Origin of the sequence: Streptomyces sp. NPDC051183 (assembly GCF_040682455.1) — a bacterium.
Classification (GTDB): domain Bacteria; phylum Actinomycetota; class Actinomycetes; order Streptomycetales; family Streptomycetaceae; genus Streptomyces.
Map to the genome: position 1 here is coordinate 89104 of NZ_JBFBBA010000013.1, position 16777 is coordinate 105880.

At 73.7% G+C, this 16777-nt stretch carries 18 protein-coding genes and 1 pseudogene; 6 read left to right on the plus strand and 13 right to left on the minus strand.

The window, feature by feature from the left end; all coding sequences use genetic code 11:
* Positions 1-41: 41 nt before the first annotated feature.
* Positions 42-734 carry a hypothetical protein gene (locus tag AB0M99_RS14150; protein WP_365920169.1) on the minus strand — a complete coding sequence of 231 codons (693 nt, stop codon included), beginning with the start codon at positions 732-734 and terminating at the stop codon, positions 42-44.
* Between the two features lie 4 nt (positions 735-738).
* Here AB0M99_RS14150 and AB0M99_RS14155 point away from each other — a divergent pair, with 4 nt between their 5' ends.
* Positions 739-1434 carry a GntR family transcriptional regulator gene (locus tag AB0M99_RS14155; protein WP_365920153.1) on the plus strand — a complete coding sequence of 232 codons (696 nt, stop codon included), beginning with the start codon at positions 739-741 and terminating at the stop codon, positions 1432-1434.
* 257 nt (positions 1435-1691) lie between these two features.
* Here the strand turns inward: AB0M99_RS14155 and AB0M99_RS14160 are convergent.
* Positions 1692-1924, minus strand: a pseudogene (locus tag AB0M99_RS14160) (MFS transporter); the annotation flags it as partial.
* An 87-nt stretch (positions 1925-2011) separates the two neighbouring features.
* Positions 2012-2812 (minus strand): alpha/beta fold hydrolase, encoded by an 801-nt coding sequence (locus AB0M99_RS14165; RefSeq protein ID WP_365919974.1) that lies wholly within the window; start codon positions 2810-2812, stop codon positions 2012-2014.
* A 140-nt stretch (positions 2813-2952) separates the two neighbouring features.
* Here AB0M99_RS14165 and AB0M99_RS14170 point away from each other — a divergent pair, with 140 nt between their 5' ends.
* Positions 2953-3639, plus strand: coding sequence for a GNAT family protein (locus AB0M99_RS14170; protein ID WP_365919976.1), 687 nt, complete (start codon positions 2953-2955; stop codon positions 3637-3639).
* A 52-nt stretch (positions 3640-3691) separates the two neighbouring features.
* On the opposite strand, the gene AB0M99_RS14175 is transcribed toward AB0M99_RS14170, so the two are convergent.
* Positions 3692-4720 (minus strand): hypothetical protein, encoded by a 1029-nt coding sequence (locus AB0M99_RS14175; protein ID WP_365919978.1) that lies wholly within the window; start codon positions 4718-4720, stop codon positions 3692-3694.
* Positions 4721-5113: 393 nt separating this feature from the next.
* Between AB0M99_RS14175 and AB0M99_RS14180 the strand changes: the two genes are divergently transcribed.
* Positions 5114-6343 (plus strand): alpha/beta hydrolase-fold protein, encoded by a 1230-nt coding sequence (locus AB0M99_RS14180; RefSeq protein ID WP_365919980.1) that lies wholly within the window; start codon positions 5114-5116, stop codon positions 6341-6343.
* Here the strand turns inward: AB0M99_RS14180 and AB0M99_RS14185 are convergent.
* Positions 6321-7811 (minus strand): carboxylesterase family protein, encoded by a 1491-nt coding sequence (locus tag AB0M99_RS14185; protein ID WP_365919982.1) that lies wholly within the window; start codon positions 7809-7811, stop codon positions 6321-6323. The two genes, AB0M99_RS14180 and AB0M99_RS14185, sit on opposite strands and share 23 nt — an antisense overlap.
* Before the next feature lie 126 nt (positions 7812-7937).
* Between AB0M99_RS14185 and AB0M99_RS14190 the strand changes: the two genes are divergently transcribed.
* The gene (locus AB0M99_RS14190; RefSeq protein ID WP_365919984.1) at positions 7938-8288 is read left to right on the plus strand and encodes a hypothetical protein; all 351 of its coding nucleotides are present in this window, start codon (positions 7938-7940) and stop codon (positions 8286-8288) included.
* A 95-nt stretch (positions 8289-8383) separates the two neighbouring features.
* Entirely contained in the window at positions 8384-8662 is a 279-nt protein-coding gene (locus tag AB0M99_RS14195) for a chaplin (RefSeq protein WP_365919986.1), read from the plus strand.
* 114 nt (positions 8663-8776) lie between these two features.
* Here the strand turns inward: AB0M99_RS14195 and AB0M99_RS14200 are convergent, their stop codons facing one another.
* The 8 genes from AB0M99_RS14200 to AB0M99_RS14235 form a co-directional block, all read right to left on the minus strand.
* Complete coding sequence (locus tag AB0M99_RS14200) at positions 8777-9640, minus strand: tyrosinase family protein (protein ID WP_365919988.1); 864 nt, start codon at positions 9638-9640, stop codon at positions 8777-8779.
* A 6-nt stretch (positions 9641-9646) separates the two neighbouring features.
* On the minus strand, positions 9647-10027 hold the full coding sequence (locus AB0M99_RS14205; protein ID WP_365919990.1) for a tyrosinase family oxidase copper chaperone: 381 nt from the start codon (positions 10025-10027) through the stop codon (positions 9647-9649).
* A gap of 59 nt (positions 10028-10086) precedes the next feature.
* Positions 10087-10623 (minus strand): GNAT family N-acetyltransferase, encoded by a 537-nt coding sequence (locus AB0M99_RS14210; RefSeq protein WP_365919992.1) that lies wholly within the window; start codon positions 10621-10623, stop codon positions 10087-10089.
* Positions 10624-10639: 16 nt separating this feature from the next.
* The gene (locus tag AB0M99_RS14215; protein ID WP_365919993.1) at positions 10640-11251 is read right to left on the minus strand and encodes a trimeric intracellular cation channel family protein; all 612 of its coding nucleotides are present in this window, start codon (positions 11249-11251) and stop codon (positions 10640-10642) included.
* Between the two features lie 137 nt (positions 11252-11388).
* Positions 11389-12186, minus strand: coding sequence for a hypothetical protein (locus AB0M99_RS14220; RefSeq protein WP_365919995.1), 798 nt, complete (start codon positions 12184-12186; stop codon positions 11389-11391).
* Between the two features lie 56 nt (positions 12187-12242).
* Complete coding sequence (locus AB0M99_RS14225) at positions 12243-13409, minus strand: acyl-CoA dehydrogenase family protein (protein ID WP_365919997.1); 1167 nt, start codon at positions 13407-13409, stop codon at positions 12243-12245.
* The gene (locus AB0M99_RS14230) at positions 13406-14596 is read right to left on the minus strand and encodes an acyl-CoA dehydrogenase family protein (protein ID WP_365919999.1); all 1191 of its coding nucleotides are present in this window, start codon (positions 14594-14596) and stop codon (positions 13406-13408) included. The genes AB0M99_RS14225 and AB0M99_RS14230 overlap by 4 nt, the downstream gene beginning before the upstream one ends.
* The gene (locus AB0M99_RS14235) at positions 14593-15606 is read right to left on the minus strand and encodes an NADPH:quinone oxidoreductase family protein (RefSeq protein ID WP_365920002.1); all 1014 of its coding nucleotides are present in this window, start codon (positions 15604-15606) and stop codon (positions 14593-14595) included. Before AB0M99_RS14235 ends, AB0M99_RS14230 begins: the two co-directional genes overlap by 4 nt.
* A 161-nt stretch (positions 15607-15767) precedes the next feature.
* Between AB0M99_RS14235 and AB0M99_RS14240 the strand changes: the two genes are divergently transcribed.
* Positions 15768-16745 (plus strand): SDR family oxidoreductase, encoded by a 978-nt coding sequence (locus AB0M99_RS14240; RefSeq protein WP_365920004.1) that lies wholly within the window; start codon positions 15768-15770, stop codon positions 16743-16745.
* Positions 16746-16777 lie beyond the last annotated feature (32 nt).

The window sequence follows — 16777 nt, forward strand, 5'->3', positions numbered from 1 at the left end:
CCGGATGATCTCAGGCCGCCCGGCCTCCGCGGCCCGCGGGATCAGCTCGCCGGGGAGTACGCCGCCACCTCGAAGTCGGACATGTCCAGGCCGCCTTGCTTGGTGTCGCCGTTGGCGAAGACGAAGGACTCGATCGGGACGCCCCGCTCGTCGCTGAGCTGCGCGACCAGCTCCTGGAGGACCACCGTCTCCAGGACCACCCGTACCGCGTCCGCGACCCGCGGCAGGCGGACGACCGACAGGCTGTCCGCCTGGTCCACCTCGGCCGTGGTCATCAGCAGGGTGAGGTGGCCGGCGCCCGCGAGCGAACGGGCCAGCTCGATCTCGCGGCCGTCGCCGTACACGAGGTGCAGGGTGTTGCCGGCCGACTCCATCTCGCCGTGCAGGTAGTTGCGGGTCGCCGAGGCGGCCGCGGTCATCCGCACCACCTCGCGCAGCAGCAGTGCGCCCTCCTCGGCCGAGGCACGGGAGGCTCCCGCCGCCACTCCGTCGGAGGCGATGCAGCGGGCGCCGCGCTCGCGCAGGGCCGCCACAGCCCCGGTGGCCTGGTGGTGGACCGCGGTGGTCTGCTCGGCGATGTCCTGCCAGGGGTCGGTGTCGCGGCCCGCGACGGCCCCGGCGATCAGGTCGAGGGCGACGATCGTGCCGGTGTAGCCGATGGTCGAGGCGTACGAGTCGGGCTCGTTGCCGAGGTCCACCGTGAGATCGGCGAGGTCGCCGAGCGGCGAGGGCACGACGTTGAGCCGGATCCGCGAGGAGATCGCCCGCCGGGGCCTGACCGAGGGCAGCAAACTGCCGCCCGAACGCGAGCTCTGCACCCGGCTCGACGTCTCCCGCGTGACCCTGCGCCGGGCGCTCGGGCACCTGGTCGACCAGGGCCTGGTCACCGCTTCGCACGGCCGAGGCTGGTTCGTGGCGGCGACCGCGCCGCCCGCGCCCGCCCGGGACTGGCCCGAGGACCTGGAGTCCTTCACCGCCACCGCCCGCCGCAAGCACATGCGGGCCGGCTCGGTCGTGCTGCGCCACGACACCGTCACCGCCTCGCTCGACGACGCGGACCGGCTCGGGGTGCCCGCCGGCACCGCGCTGCTGCGCCTGGAGCGGATCCGGCTGCTCAACGACGTACGGATCGCCCTCGACCGCACCCTGATCGTCACCGGACTGGCGCCCGACCTGACCCGGACCGATTTCCGCGAGGCCTCCCTCTTCGACGAGCTGCGGCGCTGGGGCGTGCAGCCGCAGCGCGCCGAGGCGACCATCGAGGCGCGCAGCGCGGACGCGGAGCTCGCCGGGCACCTGGGCATCGCCGAGGGCGCGCCCGTGCTCGTCCTCGACCAGACCGTGTACACGCGTGACCAGCGGCCGTTGCTGCTGTCGACGGTGGAGTACAGCGGCGACCGGTACCGGCTGCGGACCACCCTCCAGACAGACTGACACGCGGACGCGGGGCGCCCGGGCGCCGTTGGGCACCCAGGCACCCGGCGAAAGGCCCTACTTCGACGCCCCGGCCAGGCGCACGGCCGGACCCATCCCGTACGAGGCGGCCGGCAGCAGCGCGCCGAGCAGCCTCCGGCGGCGCGGCGCGGCACGGCGGACACGGCGCAGGAGGCGGCCGTCACCGGCCCGGAGATCCGCAAGGCGCGCCGGGCGCCTCGGCACCGGCGCTCAGCGCCGACGATGGCCGGGGCCGCGGAGGCGCCGCGCGGCGCGCGCCGGTCGGCGAGCGCCCCCAGCGGTACCCCGGCGACCGAACCGACGACCCGGGCGACCGTCGGGCCCAGGCCGTCTGGGGGGCGAGACCGACCACCCGGGTGAAATAGAGCGCCGAACACACGTAGTAGGCGCCGTCCCCGACGGAGTTGCTCAACTGGGCGGCGGCCAGCCGGCGCGGCGCTCCGGGCGGGGGCGGGATCCGTATCGTCACGCCTCTATTGGATCAGCGGCAGTGGCCCTTCCTGCAGGACCAGCGAGCGCCGCGGGAGGTGGGCCACTTCGCCACCTTCGCCGCCGCTCAGAGCCCTGCCAGGAACTCCAGCAGCGCCTGGTTGAAGGACTCCGGCTGCTCCACGCCCGGCAGGTGCCCGGCCCGTTCGATGACGCGGAGCACCGAGTGCGGCACCAGCGCGTGCAGGGCCTCGGCCTCCGCGACCGGGGTGTAGACGTCGTCCCGCCCGACCAGGATCAGGCAGGGCTCGGTGAGCCCTGCCAGCACCGGCCGGTAGTCGGGGCGCTCCGCGCGCCCTCGCAGGGCGGCGGCCGCGCCCTCGGGATCGGTCGCGAGCATCATCGCGGTCACGTGCGCCGCGGCCCGCGGGTTGCCGGTCACGTTGTACGGGGCGAGCATCTTGTCAATGACTTCCCGCGCGTACGGCTCCATGCCCTCCGCGAGCAGCCGGTCGGCGAGCTCCCGGCGGTACTTCTTGCCGTCCTCGGTCTCCGGGACCGGGGAGGTGTCGGCGAGCACGAGGGCCCGTACCCGACCCGGGTGGCGCAGCCGCATCTCCATCGCGATCTGCCCGCCCATGGAGACTCCGCCGACGACTGCCTGTTCGATGTCCAGGCGGTCGAGGAGCGCGGCGAGATCGTCGGCGAAGCCGGCGAACGGGGCCGTGCCGGGCACGGCCGGGTTCTCCCCGTATCCTCGCAGGTCAGGGGCAATCACACGGTACCCGGCGGCCGTCAGGGCGGCCGTCTGGGGGGCCCACATCGTGCGGTTGAACGGATGTCCGTGGATCAGGATTACGGGCTCTCCGGCGCGGGGACCCAAGTCATCGGAAAACAGTCTCGCGCCATTGCCAAATTGGGGGTTCATGCGAGGACTTTAAGGGGCTACATTGAGCCACTCGCGTTCACCTGACAGCCCGTTGCCTTTCACCCGTGTTTTGCACGGGGGGCGACGTCAGGGACGCAGACTGTGCAACCACCCCACCGCCCAGAAGGACCGAAGGCTCCGTGCCCGTACCCGTACTCCTCGCCGGCCGCACCGTGCGGCTCGAGCCCCTCGCCCCCCACCACACCGAGGCCCTGGCCGTGGCCGGGGCCGAGGATCGTACGACTTACGCCTTCACCCCCGTACCCCACGGCGTGCAGGCGTCCCACGAGTACATCGACCGTGCCCTCGCCGATCAGGCGGCGGGTCGATCGCTCCCGTTCGCGGTGGTCAGAGCCACCGACGGGCGGGTTGTCGGTTCGACACGCTTCCTGGATCTGGACTACTGGCAGGGGCCGCTGGTGTGGCCTGCCGTGCCGGGGGTCCCGTTCGGCGATCCGGCGACGGCGATCCCCGATGCCGCCGAGATCGGCAACACCTGGCTGTCCCCGGGCGCCCAGGGCACCGGCATCAACACAGAGGCGAAGCTGCTCATGCTCCGCCATGCCTTCGAAACCTGGGGCGTGCGGCGCATCTCACTGCGCGCGGACGCCCGCAACGGCCGGTCGCGTGCCGCGATGGAGCGGCTCGGGTTCACCTGCGAGGGGGTCCGCCGGGCCCATTCCCGGGGGCTCGACGGGGCGGTCCGCAGTACGGCGTTCTACTCGATCCTCGACGAGGAGTGGCCGACCGTCCGGTCGATCATCGAGCTGAGGCTGTCGGCGGGCACGCAGCGCAAGCGCCGCCGCAAGACGCTCATTCCGGCGTAACGGTCCTGCGCCGGCGGTTCCCGCCGCCCGCCGTACCCCGCCTTCCCCGGTGTCAGCCGAGGAAGGCGGGGGCGAGGGCCGATGCCATCATCCTGGCGGGGGCTCCGCCGCCGTCGGCCGGTACCGCGTACAGATCGGCGCCGAAGTCCCCGGGCAGGGAGTAGACGACGGTCCGGTCGTCCGTCCACACCACCTGGTCGTCCACGCTGCGCTCCTCCCCGAGCGGGGTCTCCCGCATCGACGCGAGCTCCAGGACGTACAGGCGCCAGGGCGCGTCCGCCGACAGGCCCGGTACCCGCTTCTTGAACACCAGCCGGGTCCCGTCGGGCGACAGCGACGGGCACTCCAGGTTCTCGCGCAGCGTGGTCACCGTGCGTTCGGCGAGGTCGCCGCGGACCAGGTAGGTCTGGCCGCCGGTCGCCAGGGTCGCGTAGAAGGTCCTCTCGTCCGCGGCGAAGGTGACCCCCCAGAAGTTCACGTCGGCATTGCGGTACGTCTTGCCGTCCTTGCGGATCGTGAAGTCCTCCAGCGAGGCGTCGTACTTCCCGGTGCGCAGGTCGAGCAGTGAGGTCCGGGTGGAGAAGTCGGTGCCGGCGTACGAGTCCCCGCCCACGAAGACCGTCCAGGCGGCGAGGTGTCCGCCGGGCGAGACCCGCGCCCGGGTGGGGATGCCGGCCAGGGGGCGGGTGGCCACCTCCTTGAGGCCGGCGTCGAGGACGACGGCCTTGTAGCCGTCCTGCACCCCGCCCTTGTCGGCCTGGAGGCAGACCCCGGTGCCGGCGGCCGCGTGGAAGCGCAGGCAGCTCACTCCGGAAGCGGTACGGGGCCCTTCGGGCGCGTCGGCCGGCACGGTGGCGAGCTCGTCGCGGTGCGGGCCCCAGGCCATGTTCCGGAACGCGATCCGCCGGCCGTCGTCGGCGGGGGCCAGGGAGACCCGGCCCTCGTGGACCGCCGGGCCGCCGGCCTGGGCCCGGTTCTTCTCGTCGGCCCGGGAGGAGGCCCGTACGACGGCGACGACGCCCACCCCGGCGAGCAGGAGGACGGCGACGACGAGGATCAGGATCCGGCGCTGGAGGGTCATGGGGCGGGGCCTTTCGTTGCGGGTGGGGGTCAGTCGTCGGCGGGCCGCAGCCGCACGCACGCGGCGGTGGCCGCGGCCAGCAGGACGGCGGCGACGGCGAGCGCGGTCTTGCGGGATCTTGAAGCGGGCATGCCAAACACGGAAGGTACCTCCGGGCGGGGGGCTTCGGGGGCGGCGCGGACGCACCATACCGACGGGCATGTGCACTGGCCAGGGATACTCGGCGAACAGAACGGGAACTCCGCAGGCCCCTTTTCCGTCGGGCAACGTCCTTCCCCAGGGCACCCCAAGAGAAGGAAAAATCCGGAACCGATCAGCACGTACGCTCATCCTTCGAACGAAAGCATGTCGACCCCGCCCCAACGGGGCAGCACCAAGCCGGAGACCCCGCACATGTCGTACTCACCCGACGGACAGCAGCAGCCGTACCGGTCGGAAGGACAGTTGCAGCAGCAGTCGCACGGCGAGCCGTACGGCCGGCCCCACCCGCCCCAGGGCCACCAACCCCCGGCCGGTTTCGGACCGCCGCTGCCGCCCTACGGCGAGCCGCTGCCGCTCGAGGGGCCCAGGCGCCCGTCGCGGATCCGGCGCTGGGTGATCGCGGGTGTCTCCGTCGTCGCGCTCGCGGGCATCGCGGCGCTCGTGATGGACCACTACGAGATACCGCCCTTCACCGACAAGGGCGACGCCGTCTCCTTCGGCAAGCCGCCCGCCGACGGCAAGGGCGGCGGGGGCGCGCAGCAGCCGGCCAACTCCAAGGCCCTGATGCCCACGGGCCCGGCAGCCGACTTCAAGAACTCGATGACCCTGCCCGACGGCACCCACGTCGCCGTCACCACGCTGGACGGCAAGAAGTCCGGCTTCAAGGGCAAGGTCTGGGTCTGGGCGCCCAAGGAGTACAACGACCCGAAGTACGCCAAGAGCGGCTTCCCGGTCATGATCGCCCTGCCCGGCGGCGCCGGCTTCCCGAACAACTACTGGATGGGCACCGACCTGGGCCTCCAGACCAGCATCAGCAAGTGGTACGGCGAGGGCAAGAGCAAGCCCTTCCTCCTGGCCATGCCGGTGCTGAACCCCGAGCCCGACGACAAGGGCATCTACTGGGACGGCTCCGACATCCCCGGCCAGCCCAAGATGGGCACCTGGCTGACCGAGGACGTCCCGGACCTCATGAAGGCGAACTTCCGCACCGTCAAGTCCCGTGACGGCTGGTCCTTCATGGGCTCCTCCACCGGCGGGTTCGCCGGTCTGAAGGCCGTGCTGAAGCACCCCGACAAGTTCAAGGCCGTCATCGCCTCGGGCCCGGACATCGTCCCGGACTCCCCGCTGTGGAAGGGCCACGACAAGGAGAAGGCCGAGAACAACCCGGAGCTGCTCGCGAAACAGCTCATCGACTCCAAGGGCCCCGACGTCTACCTCGCCTTCCAGGTCGGCACCGACGAGAGCAACAAGAACACCCTGCCGAACGTGCAGAAGTTCATCGCGGCCTACGGCAAGGGCCCGATCCACACCGACCTGAGGATCATCCAGGGCGGCAAGCACAACGCCAAGACCTACGTGCCCAACATGGGTGAGGGACCGATCCAGTTCATCAGCAAGGTCATGGAAGGACCCGTGGAGTAACCGCCGTCTCCCGCGTCCGCTCCCGCTCCGGCCCGCCGAACACCTTCGGCGGGCCGTTGCCGTCCCAGGGGGCCCAGCCCGGGTCCCCCTCGACGGCGAACCGCACCCAGGCCGCGTGCATCTCGTCGGCCAGCGCCTGCGGGGTGTCGGGGCCCGCCAGCCAGGCCGACTCGGGCACGGCCAGGTTGTCGAAGACGAAGCCGAGCTCCAGCGCGTGGCAGGAGCCGAGCCCCGGGACCCCGGAGGGCCACGCGAACTCGTACACGAAGCCCGGCGCCGTCCGCCGCGCGCCCGCGAGCCTGCGCAGCGGGTCGCGCAGCAGCCGGTCGGTGAGCAGGTGCCCGGCGAGGTCGGCGGGGCCCGCCCCGGGCCGCTCGGCGCGCAGCGCCCGTACGGCGGCCCGGTCCTTGCCGCTGCGCAGGCGCGCCAGTGCCAGGGTGAGCGGGCCCAGCCGGTCCAGCGCCCGCATCCCGCCGGTGGGAGCGAGCCAGAGCCGGTACTCCTCGGTCGTCCAGCCCAGCAGCAGCGGTACGCCGCTGGCCGCCGACCCGGGCGCCGCGGCGGTCTCCAGGGGGTCGGCGGGGAGCGTGTCCGGGTCGGTGACGAGGCCGAAGGCGGGGCCGCCGACCAGCGGGGAGGAGCGGCGCAGCACGGCTGCCTGGGCCGCGAGCAGATCGGGCAGGGCGGTGGCGGCGAAGGCCCCGGCGGTGGCGTCCACCTTGAGCAGCGAGGCCATCCGCCGGACCATGGTGCGCACCCCCGCGCGCGGCAGCACCTCGGGGGCCCCGCTCTGCAGGACGGCCCGGGCGAAGAGCCCCCGGGCGCGCGGGGCGGCGAGCAGGGCGCCGATGCTGATGGCCCCCGCGGACTCGCCGAAGACGGTGACCCGGGCGGGGTCGCCGCCGAAGGCCTCGATGTTGTCCCGGACCCACTCCAGGGCGGCGATCTGGTCCAGCAGCCCGCGGTTGGCGGGGGCGTCGGGGAAGAGCCCGTAACCGAGCACGCCGAGGCGGTAGTTGAAGGAGACGAGGACCACGCCGTCGCGCGCGAAGGCGGAGCCGTCGTAGACGGGGACGGCCGAGGAGCCCCGGGTCAGGGCGCCGCCGTGGATCCACACCATGACCGGCAGCCGGGCCCCGGCCGGCGCCCCGCCGACGGGGACCGGGGTCCACACGTTGAGGTTCAGGCAGTCGTCCCCGGGGACCTCGGGGTCGGGGAGCAGCGCCGCGAACGTGTCGGGGTACGGAACCTTCGGCGCGGTGGGCCCGTACCCGCCGGCGTCGCGCACCCCGTCCCAGGCCTCGGGAGGCGCGGGCGCGGCGAAGCGGCGGGGGCCGACGGGCGGGGCGGCGTACGGGATGCCGCGGAAGACGGCGATCCCGCCGGGTCCGGTGCGGCCCTCGACCACTCCGTGCCCGGTCCTGGCCCGGGGCCGGCCGTGGTTCCCGGCCTCGCCCGCTGCGCCCATCGTGTCCTCCCGAGGTGTCTCCGGACCGCTGGATCCGGTGCTCCGCGCACGGTCGCACAGGCGTCCAAGGGGTGACAAGGCGTGACCCGGTCCCGGGCGGGTCGGGTTGGGCCTGGCATGCGATCCATGGGTATCCCCCTCACCATCCCCGCCCTGCTGCTGGCGGCCGTGGCCGCCGGAGCCGGAGCCGGAACCGCCCGGGCCGGAGACGGCCCCGTCATCGGCGGGGGGACCGTCGTCGGTCCCGAGTTCCAGTACGTGGGCCAGGACGACAAGGTCCACGCGCTGCCCACCCGCAAGGGCTGCGCCAAGGCGGAGGGCGGCGGTTCGCGGGGAGTGACGAACAACACGCGGACTGTAGTGGCCCTCTACCGGGAGCCGGGCTGCGTCGGCACTCCGGTGCAGGTCCTGCGGCCGAAGGAGGTCTCCCAGGTGCAGCCGTACTTCGCTTCCGCGGAGTTCCGGATCACCAGGTAGGCGCAGCGGCCGTGACCCCCGGGCGGCCGGTGCGTTGTATGCCATGTCAAACGCCGCAGTTCCTGCGGTCACCCATTTCTCACGAGGAGATCTTGATGTCGCGTATCGCGAAGGCATTCGTCATCACCGCTGCCGCCGGTAGCGCCCTGGCCGCCGGTGCGGGTCTGGCGGCTGCCGATGCCGGAGCGCACGGTGCGGCGGTCGGTTCCCCCGGTGTCCTGTCGGGCAACCTCCTGCAGGTTCCGGTCCACGTCCCGGTCAACGTCTGCGGCAACACGGTCAACGTGATCGCCCTGCTGAACCCGGCGTTCGGCAACACCTGTGTCAACGCGTCGGGCGGCGGCGGCCACCACACCGAGGGCTACGGCGGCTGATCACCCGCGTCACCTGTTCGACCGCTGAACCGAAGAAGGGCCCCCGCCGTACGGCGGGGGCCCTTCCCGTGGAGCGGAGCCCGTGGGAAGCGCGTGAGGTCCCGATGGGCCCTCTCATTCGTAGCGGTAGAGGCCCTGGTGGCCGAGCATCTCGCGCGGGGTCAGGTCCCACGGCGGCATCGGCTCGTCGAGGGCGATCACCCGGCCGCGCTGGAGGTCACCCGGTGCGAGCGGGGCGGCGGGCAGATAGCCGGAGCCGGGGTGGCGCCGCTGCCAGCGGTCCCAGAGCAGGTCCACGAAGGCGTGGTGCAGCCAGAACGCCGGGTCGTTGGGGGCCGTGCCGCCGGTCATGTGGCCGCCGATCCACTGGTGGACCTTGTTGTGGTTGCGCCAGCGCTCGCTCTTCGGGGCCGCCCATCCCTCCAGCTTGTTGCGGAAGCCGCCGCCGGAGGACGTGGAGTCCCAGGGCGAGGTGTCGTACGTCGGGTCGTCGAGCGCCCACTGGAGCTCGGCCGCGGTCGGCAGGCTGATCGGGTTCTGCGGCCGGCCGAGGTTGCGGGTGAGGAAGCGGGCCTCCGTGATGCCCACGGTGACCGTCCAGTTGCCCTTCTCGTAGGCGAAGGGGCCGGTCATCACCTGCCGGTCGCTGTCGCGGCCGGTACCGCCCAGGAAGTCGTCGGCCCAGAGCGAGGAGACCGGGCTTTTGTCGGTGGTCCAGTCCCAGTACGGGACGGTGACGCCCGGGTCCACGTTCTGCAGGTGCCTCTCGAACTCCAGCAGGTAGCGCCGGTGCCAGGGGAAGAAGGACGGGGACATGTGGCCGACGCGGAGTTTGCGGGCCCGGTCGGGCACGAAGTACTTGTCGTGCGTCCGCACGAGGTCGTCGTAGACGCCGCTCCGCTTGAGCTCCAGCACGGCCGCCGTGAACCGCTTCTTCTGCGCGCTCGTCAGGTTCTTCTGGTTCTGCCGGGTGTACAACGCGGACTACTCCTGTCCACCGTGGTGCGGGGCCGCGAACGCCAGCTGGTTGGTGCCCAGTTCGTCGACGGCCGCGCGCGCGAGCTCCAGGGGGGTCGCGTAGGACTGGAAGTGGTTGATCCCGCTGAGGTAACTGCCGTCGGCGCGGCGCATGACGTGCAGCGGCCGGCCGTCGATGCGGACCGACGCCGACGCCAGGTCCACCGCGATGTGCCGGCCGCGGTACGTCTCCTCGGAGAGCGGGGCCGGGGTGAGGGTCTGCCTGGGGCGCCGGGCGCGCAGCACGGGGGCCAGGGCCGCTGCGGTGCCCGCGCACACGGCCGCGGCGAAAGCCGTACGAAGAGCCGCGCGGCGGGTGAGTGGTGCGGCGGCGGGTGCTGCGTACATACGGTCTCCCTCGCTCGGTGCCCGGTGCCTACGGGTCTAACGCGGCGCGGCGGGCGAGGTCACCGACCCCGGTTCGGGTGCTTGTAGAAGAGGGTGGTGGGGTGCAGCCGCCCGGCCGGGTCGGTGGCGTAGTCGGGGATGGTGCCGACCTCGGTCCAGCCGGCGGAGCGGTAGACGTGCTCGGCGCCGCTGCCGGTCTCGGTGTCGAGGAACAGCAGTACCACCCCGGCCAGGGCGGCCGCCCGCTCGGCCTCGGCGAGCAGCGCGCGGGCGGTGCCGCGGCCGCGGGCGGCGGGGTGGACCATCAGCTTGCGCAGCTCGGCGCGGTGGCGGCCGTTGGGCTTGGACTCCCGGTACCAGCTGACGGTGCCGTCGATCCGGCCGTCGCCGCCGGTACGGGATACCCAGAGCGCCAGGGAGCCGTCCTCCACGGCGGGCAGCAGCGAGTCCCACCAGGCGGCGGCGCCGGCGTGGTCGAGGCCGGCGAGGAAGCCGAGGGAGGAGCCGCCGTCGACCACGGCGAGGAGGAGTTCGGCGAGTTCGTCCCGGTGGGCGGTCAGCGCGGCGGCGTCCAGCGGGGTGATGGCGGAGATCATCCCGCGAGGATAGGGATCAGCCGGCGACCCGCTGCAGGCGGGGCAGGTGCAGGTCGCGGAAGATCGCGGCCAGGCGCAGGGCGAAGACCAGGCCGACGGAGACCGCGGTGTTCACGGTGTCGGGGGCGCCGGCCCAGTGCAGGCCGAGGTAGGCGGCGGCCCCGGCGAGCGCGGCGGTGGCGTACACCTCCTCGCGCAGCAGCAGCGGCGGGAACTCCCCGCACAGCACGTCGCGGATGACCTCGCCGGTGACGCCGGTCAGGACGGCCAGGATGAGCACGGCGACCGGGGTCACGTGGGCGTCGATCGCGGCGCGGGCACCGATGACGGTGACGACGGCGAGGCCGAGGGCGTCGGCGACCATCAGGGTGCGGTGCGGGAGGGTGCGGCGGCGCAGGTAGAGCATGGTGGCGACGGCAACGGTGGCGATGAGGACGAGCAGCAGCCAGTCGCGGGTCCAGTAGAGCGGGTGCCGGTCGAGGATGAGGTCGCGCAGGGTGCCGCCGGAGATGCTGGCCGCGAAGGCGAGGACGAGACCGCCGAAGGGGTCCATGTTGGCCCGGTGCGCGGCCAGCACGCCGGAGGCGGCGAAGGCGGCGATGCCGAGGAGGTAGAGGGCGTGCAGCATGGCGCCTCCTTCACGAAGCGGTCCGGGAACCCACCGAGCCTGCCGCACCCGGCGCGCCGCCCGCATCGGCCGTTCGGCCACCGTCGCGCCGGAAGGGGCTGCCCGGAGCGCGCCCCTCTTCGCGGGGCGTGCCGGGATCAGGGCGCCCAGGGGAGGCGGACCGCCTCGATCTCGGTGTCGGCGAGCAGCGCTTCGATGAGCGACGGCGGTCCGGCGACCTTGGTGGCCCACAGGTCGTAGTCGGTGCAGGTGACCCACGCGTGGTCCTCGGCCCACAGGTTCGACGGCGTGAAGTCCGCCTCGGGGTTGTCGTACAGCGCGGCGGCGTCGCCGAGGCGCCCGGCGCGGACGTGCAGGTGGGCAAAGTCGAACCGGCGGACCAGCATGGGGTTGTAGTAGGCCAGGCAGCGGGTGTCCGCGCCCTCGGTGGCGTGTGCGGTGAGCAGTTCGACGAGCCGGTTCCAGGTCGGTCGGTCGAGGCTGCCCTCCGTGGGCGGCTCGATCCCGAGGGGCCAGCTGCCGTTCCTGCGGGCGCCCGAAAGGCAGCGGTAGGACGGCAGCAGCCCCTCGGGTACGACCGCGTCACCCGTGCGCCGGGCGAGCTCGGCCCAGCGCAGCCTGCGCCAGCCCGGGCCGGGGTGCTCGGCGCGGCCGAGGCCGCCGCCGGTGGTGATGAGCTCCTGCGCACCGTGGTCCCTGGCCATGAGGGGGGTGATGCTCCCGTCGGCCGGGCCCGCCCGGCGGTGCTCGTCGTGGGACGGACCGGTGGCGCCCTCGCGCTCGTACATCGCGTTCAGCACCCAGGCCGCGTCCGGCAACGGCGGCGGCATGAACCCCGTCAGGCCGTCGTCGTCGGCGAGCTCCCGCAGCCAGTCGGTGGCGCGGGACGGGGCGAGCGGCCACCGGGCTTCGATCACGGGGGATGTCTCGGACATTCCGCCATGATCGCAGCCCGCCCGCGGAGAACGCGGAGACCGCGGGGCCCGGACGGTCATGGCGCCGGCAGCTCCGCGAAATCGGCGACCAGTGCGCGGTGGTGGCCCGCCGTCCCGAGCGCCAGCGAGTCGGCCTTGGCTCGCTTGAGGTAGAGGTGCGCCGGGTGCTCCCAGGTCATGCCGATGCCGCCGTGGAGCTGGACGCACTCCTCGGCCGCGCGGACGGCGACGCCCGAGCAGTATGCCTGGGCCACGGCGACCGTCAGCGGCGCGTCCGCGGCCCCGGTGGCCAGGGCGTCGGCGGCGGCCCGGGCCGCCGCGCGGGCCGAGGCCACGTCGAGCCAGAGCTGCGCGAGGCGGTGCTTGAGGGCCTGGAAGGAGCCGACGGGCCGGTTGAACTGGTGGCGGCCGCGGACGTACCCGACGGTCTCCGCCAGGCACCACTCGGCCAGGCCGAGCTGCTCCGAGGCGAGCAGACCGGCCCCGGAGAGCAGTGCTCCGGCGATGGCCGCGCGGGCGGTGGCCGGATCGGCGAGCCGGGTGCCGGCAGCCGCGTCGAGGCCGACGGTGGCGAGCGGCCGGGTCAGGTCCAGCGGCACCTGCGCGGTCACGGTGGCGGAGGCGGCCGGTACCGCGTACAGCCCGGTGTCCGCGAGGACCAGCAGCACGTCGGCGGCCACCGCGTCGGCGACGGAGGTGACGGTGCCGGTCAGCGCCCCGGCGCCGGAGTCCCGTACGGCCGGGGGCAGCGGCGCGCCGGGGGCCAGCGTCAGCGGCACGGCCGGTACGCAGATCTGCCGCCCGGAGGCCAGTTCGCGCAGCAGCGCGCCCGCCTCGGCCTCCGCCGGGTCGCAGCCGAGCAGGATCTCGGTCGCCAGCACCGCGCTCGTGAGGTAGGGGACGGGCGCCACGGCCCGGCCGAGCTCCTCCAGGACCACCGCCGCCTCCCGGTGGCTCGCGCCCTGGCCGCCGAGCTTCTCCGGTACGAGGAGGCCGGCGGTGCCGATCCCGGCGGCGAGGGTGCGCCACAGGTCCGGGTCGTGCGGCCGGCCGGTCTCGATCCGGGCGAGGACGCCCGGGGCGTCGCAGCGGTCGGCGAGGAGGGACCGTACGGCGGACCGGAGTTCTTCCTCGGTCTCGGAGTACAGCAGGTCGAGGGTGGTGCCCGGCGCCGTCGGCGCGGTCGGCCGCACGGGTTCCGCCGGCTTCGTCTGCTCCTTCATCGGTTCAGGTCCTTCCAGGCCAGGTCCTTGTCGTCGCGCGGCTCGGGGGGCAGGCCGAGGACGCGTTCGGCGACGATGTTGAGGAGGATTTCACTGGTGCCGCCCTCGATGCTGTTGCCCTTGGCGCGCAGGTAGCGGTACCCGGCGTCGCGGCCGGTGAAGTCGACCAGTTCGGGGCGGCTCATGGTCCAGTCCCCGTACCGGAGGCCCTCCTCGCCGAGGAGTTCCACTTCCAGTCCGCTGATCTGCTGGTTGAGGCGGGCGAAGGTCAGCTTCATCCCCGACCCTTCCGGGCCGGGCTGTCCGGCGACGAGCTGCTGGCGCAGCCGCTCGCCGGTGAACCGGGCCACCTCGGCCTCGACCCACAGTTCGAGCAGGCGCTGGTGCAGTGCGTGCGTGCGCAGCTCGGGGCGCTCGCGCCAGGCGGCGGCGACGGGCGTGATCATGCCGCCTTCGCGCGGGATCCGCATGCCGCCGATGGAGACGCGCTCGTTCATGAGGGTGGTGCGGGCCACCGCCCAGCCCTGGCCGACGGCGCCGAGGCGGCGGGAGTCGGGAATGCGGACGCCGGTGAGGAAGACCTCGTTGAACTCTGCCTCGCCCGTGATCTGGCGCAGCGGCCGGACCTCGACGCCCGGGTCGTGCATGTCGCACAGGAAGTACGTGATGCCCTGGTGCTTGGGGAGCGCGGGGTCGGTGCGGGCGATCAGGATGGCCCAGCGGGCGGTGTGGGCGCTGGAGGTCCACACCTTCTGTCCGTCCACGATCCAGTCGCCGGTCGCCTCCTCGCGGACGGCGCGGGTGCCGAGGGCGGCGAGGTCGGATCCGGCGCCGGGCTCGCTGAAGAGCTGGCACCAGACCTCTTCGCCGGTCCACAGGGGGCGCAGGAAGCTCTGCTTCTGCTCGTCGGTGCCGTACGCGAGGATCGTCGGCGCGGCCATGCCGAGGCCGATGCCGATCCGGCGCGGGTCGTTGTCGGGGGCTCCGGCGGCCTCCAGCTCGGCTTCGACCACGGCCTGGAGGGAACGCGGGGCGCCGAGTCCGCCGAGGCCCTCGGGGTAGTGGACCCAGGCGAGTCCGGCGTCGAAGCGGGCGCGCAGGAAGTCGGCGCGGTCGGTGCCCGCGGGCGGGTGTGCGGCGAGCAGTTCCCGTACGCGGGCGCGCAGTTCCTCGGCGGTGGCGGTCACCGGGCACCGCCGTCCGAGACCTGGGCCTGGGCCGGTGCCGTGGCCGGTGCCGGTACGACCACCAGCCGGCCGGTGGTGGTGCCGTCGGCGAGGCGCTGGACCGCGTCGGCGGCCCCGGCGAGCGGGACCCGTTCGCTGACCAGTGGCTTGACGGCGCCCTCGGCGGCGAGCCGGGTGAGCTCGGTGTGGCAGGCGAGGATGGCGGCCGGCTCCTTGGTGGCGTACAGGCCCCAGTGGAGTCCGAGGATCGTGTAGTTCTTCACCAGGGCGTGGTTGAGGGCGGGGGCGGGGATGGTGCCGCTCGCGAAGCCGACGACGACGATCCGGCCCTCGAAGGCCACGCATTTGGCGGAGGCGGTGTAGGCGTCTCCGCCGACCGGGTCGTAGACGACGTCGGCGCCGCGGCCCGCGGTGAACTCCTTGACCCTGGCCGCGATCCCGGCCAGGTCCTCGCCGGTCCGGTCGATGACGAGGTCGCAGCCGAGTTCCTCGGCGGTACGGACCTTCGCCTTGCCGCCGACGACCCCGATGACGGTGGCGCCGGCGGCCTTGCCGAGCTGCACGGCGGCGCTGCCGACCCCGCCCGCGGCGGCGTGCACGAGGAGGGTCTCGCCGGCCTGGAGCCGCGCGCGGCGGTGCAGGCCGAACCAGCCGGTCTGGTAGCCGATATGGAGGGCGGCCGCCTCGGCGTCGTCGAGCGTGTCGGGGGCGGGGAGCAGGGCGCGCGCGGGGGCGGTGACGTACTCGGCGAATCCGCCGTGGGGCAGGCTCGGGTTGGCGATGACGCGGCGGCCGTCCTCGGTCTCGCCGCAGATCTCGACGCCGGGGGTGAAGGGCAGGGGCGGGCGGATCTGGTACTGGCCGCGGGCGAGCAGGGCGTCGGGGAAGTTGACGTTGGCGGCGAGGACCCTCAGCTTCACCTCGCCCTCGCCGGGCACCGGTTCGGGAACCTCTTCGAGGCGCATGGCCTCGCGGGGCTCACCGGGGGTGTGTACTCGCCATGCCTGCATCCGGGGCCTCCAGCCGCCGTCGAGGAACCACGCTCGGCGGCATACTAAGCGGTCGCTTGTGTCCTTGGGAACCCGGCCGACAGGAATCGGAGCGGCCGGAATCGGGCGCTCCGCGGTCGCGGCCATGGAGATCTGGACCTCGGCACGCTATCGATGGGCCCATGCATCCCCCCGAGAACAGCGTGGCACCCGGAAGCGCCCTGCCCGGACCGACCGGGCTGCCGGGGCTGCCGGGGCTGCCCGCCCCGCCGCCGCTCGGCGCCGCCGCGCTCCCGCGGGGCACGTACGCGGGCCGGGTGGTCCTCGTCACCGGCGGCGGCACCGGGCTGGGCAAGGCCATCGCGACCGAGTTCGCCCGGCTCGGCGCGGATCTGGTGATCGCCGGGCGCCGCGCCGGGCAGCTGAAGTCGGCGCGGGAGGAACTCGCCGCCGTACCCGGCGCGGGCCGGGTGACCGCGGCCGTCTGCGACATCCGGGACCCTGAGCGGGTCGCGGCGGCCTTCGACGCGGCCGGGGCGGCCTTCGGACTGCCGGACGTGCTGGTCAACAACGCGGCCGCCAACTTCCCCTGCCCGGCGGAGGACCTGTCCCCGAACGCCTGGCGGGCGGTCGTCGACATCACCCTTACGGGTACCTGGTTCATGACCCGCGAGTTCGGCCGGCGCCACCTCGCCGAGGGCAGCGCCGGGTCGATCGTGAACATCGGCGCCTCGTACGCCTGGACCGGCGGGCCGGGCTTCGCCCACAGCGCGGCGGCGAAGGCCGGGGTGAAGAACCTGGTGGAGACGCTCGCCGTCGAGTGGGGCCCGTATGGCATTCAGATCAACGGCCTGGTGCCCGGGCTGTTCCCGCACGCCGACATGACCGAGGACATCCGCGGCGGCCTGGAGCGGGCCGCTCCCGACGCCAAGGACGCCCGGCAGCCCGCCCTGCGGGTCGGCGCGCCGCGGGAACTGGGCTGGGCGGCCACCTTCCTGGCCTCGCCCTACGCCCGCTTCATCACGGGACACACCCTGGTGGTGGACGGCGCGAACTGGCAGCGCCGGGCCCTGGTGAACCCCGAGGTGGTCCCGGTCCGGGAGCAGTTGGGCCGGGGACCCTTCGCGGCGCGGCCGACCGCGGCGGGGCCGCAGGAGTAGCGCGCCCGGCGCTGTCAGTGCCCGCTGGCACG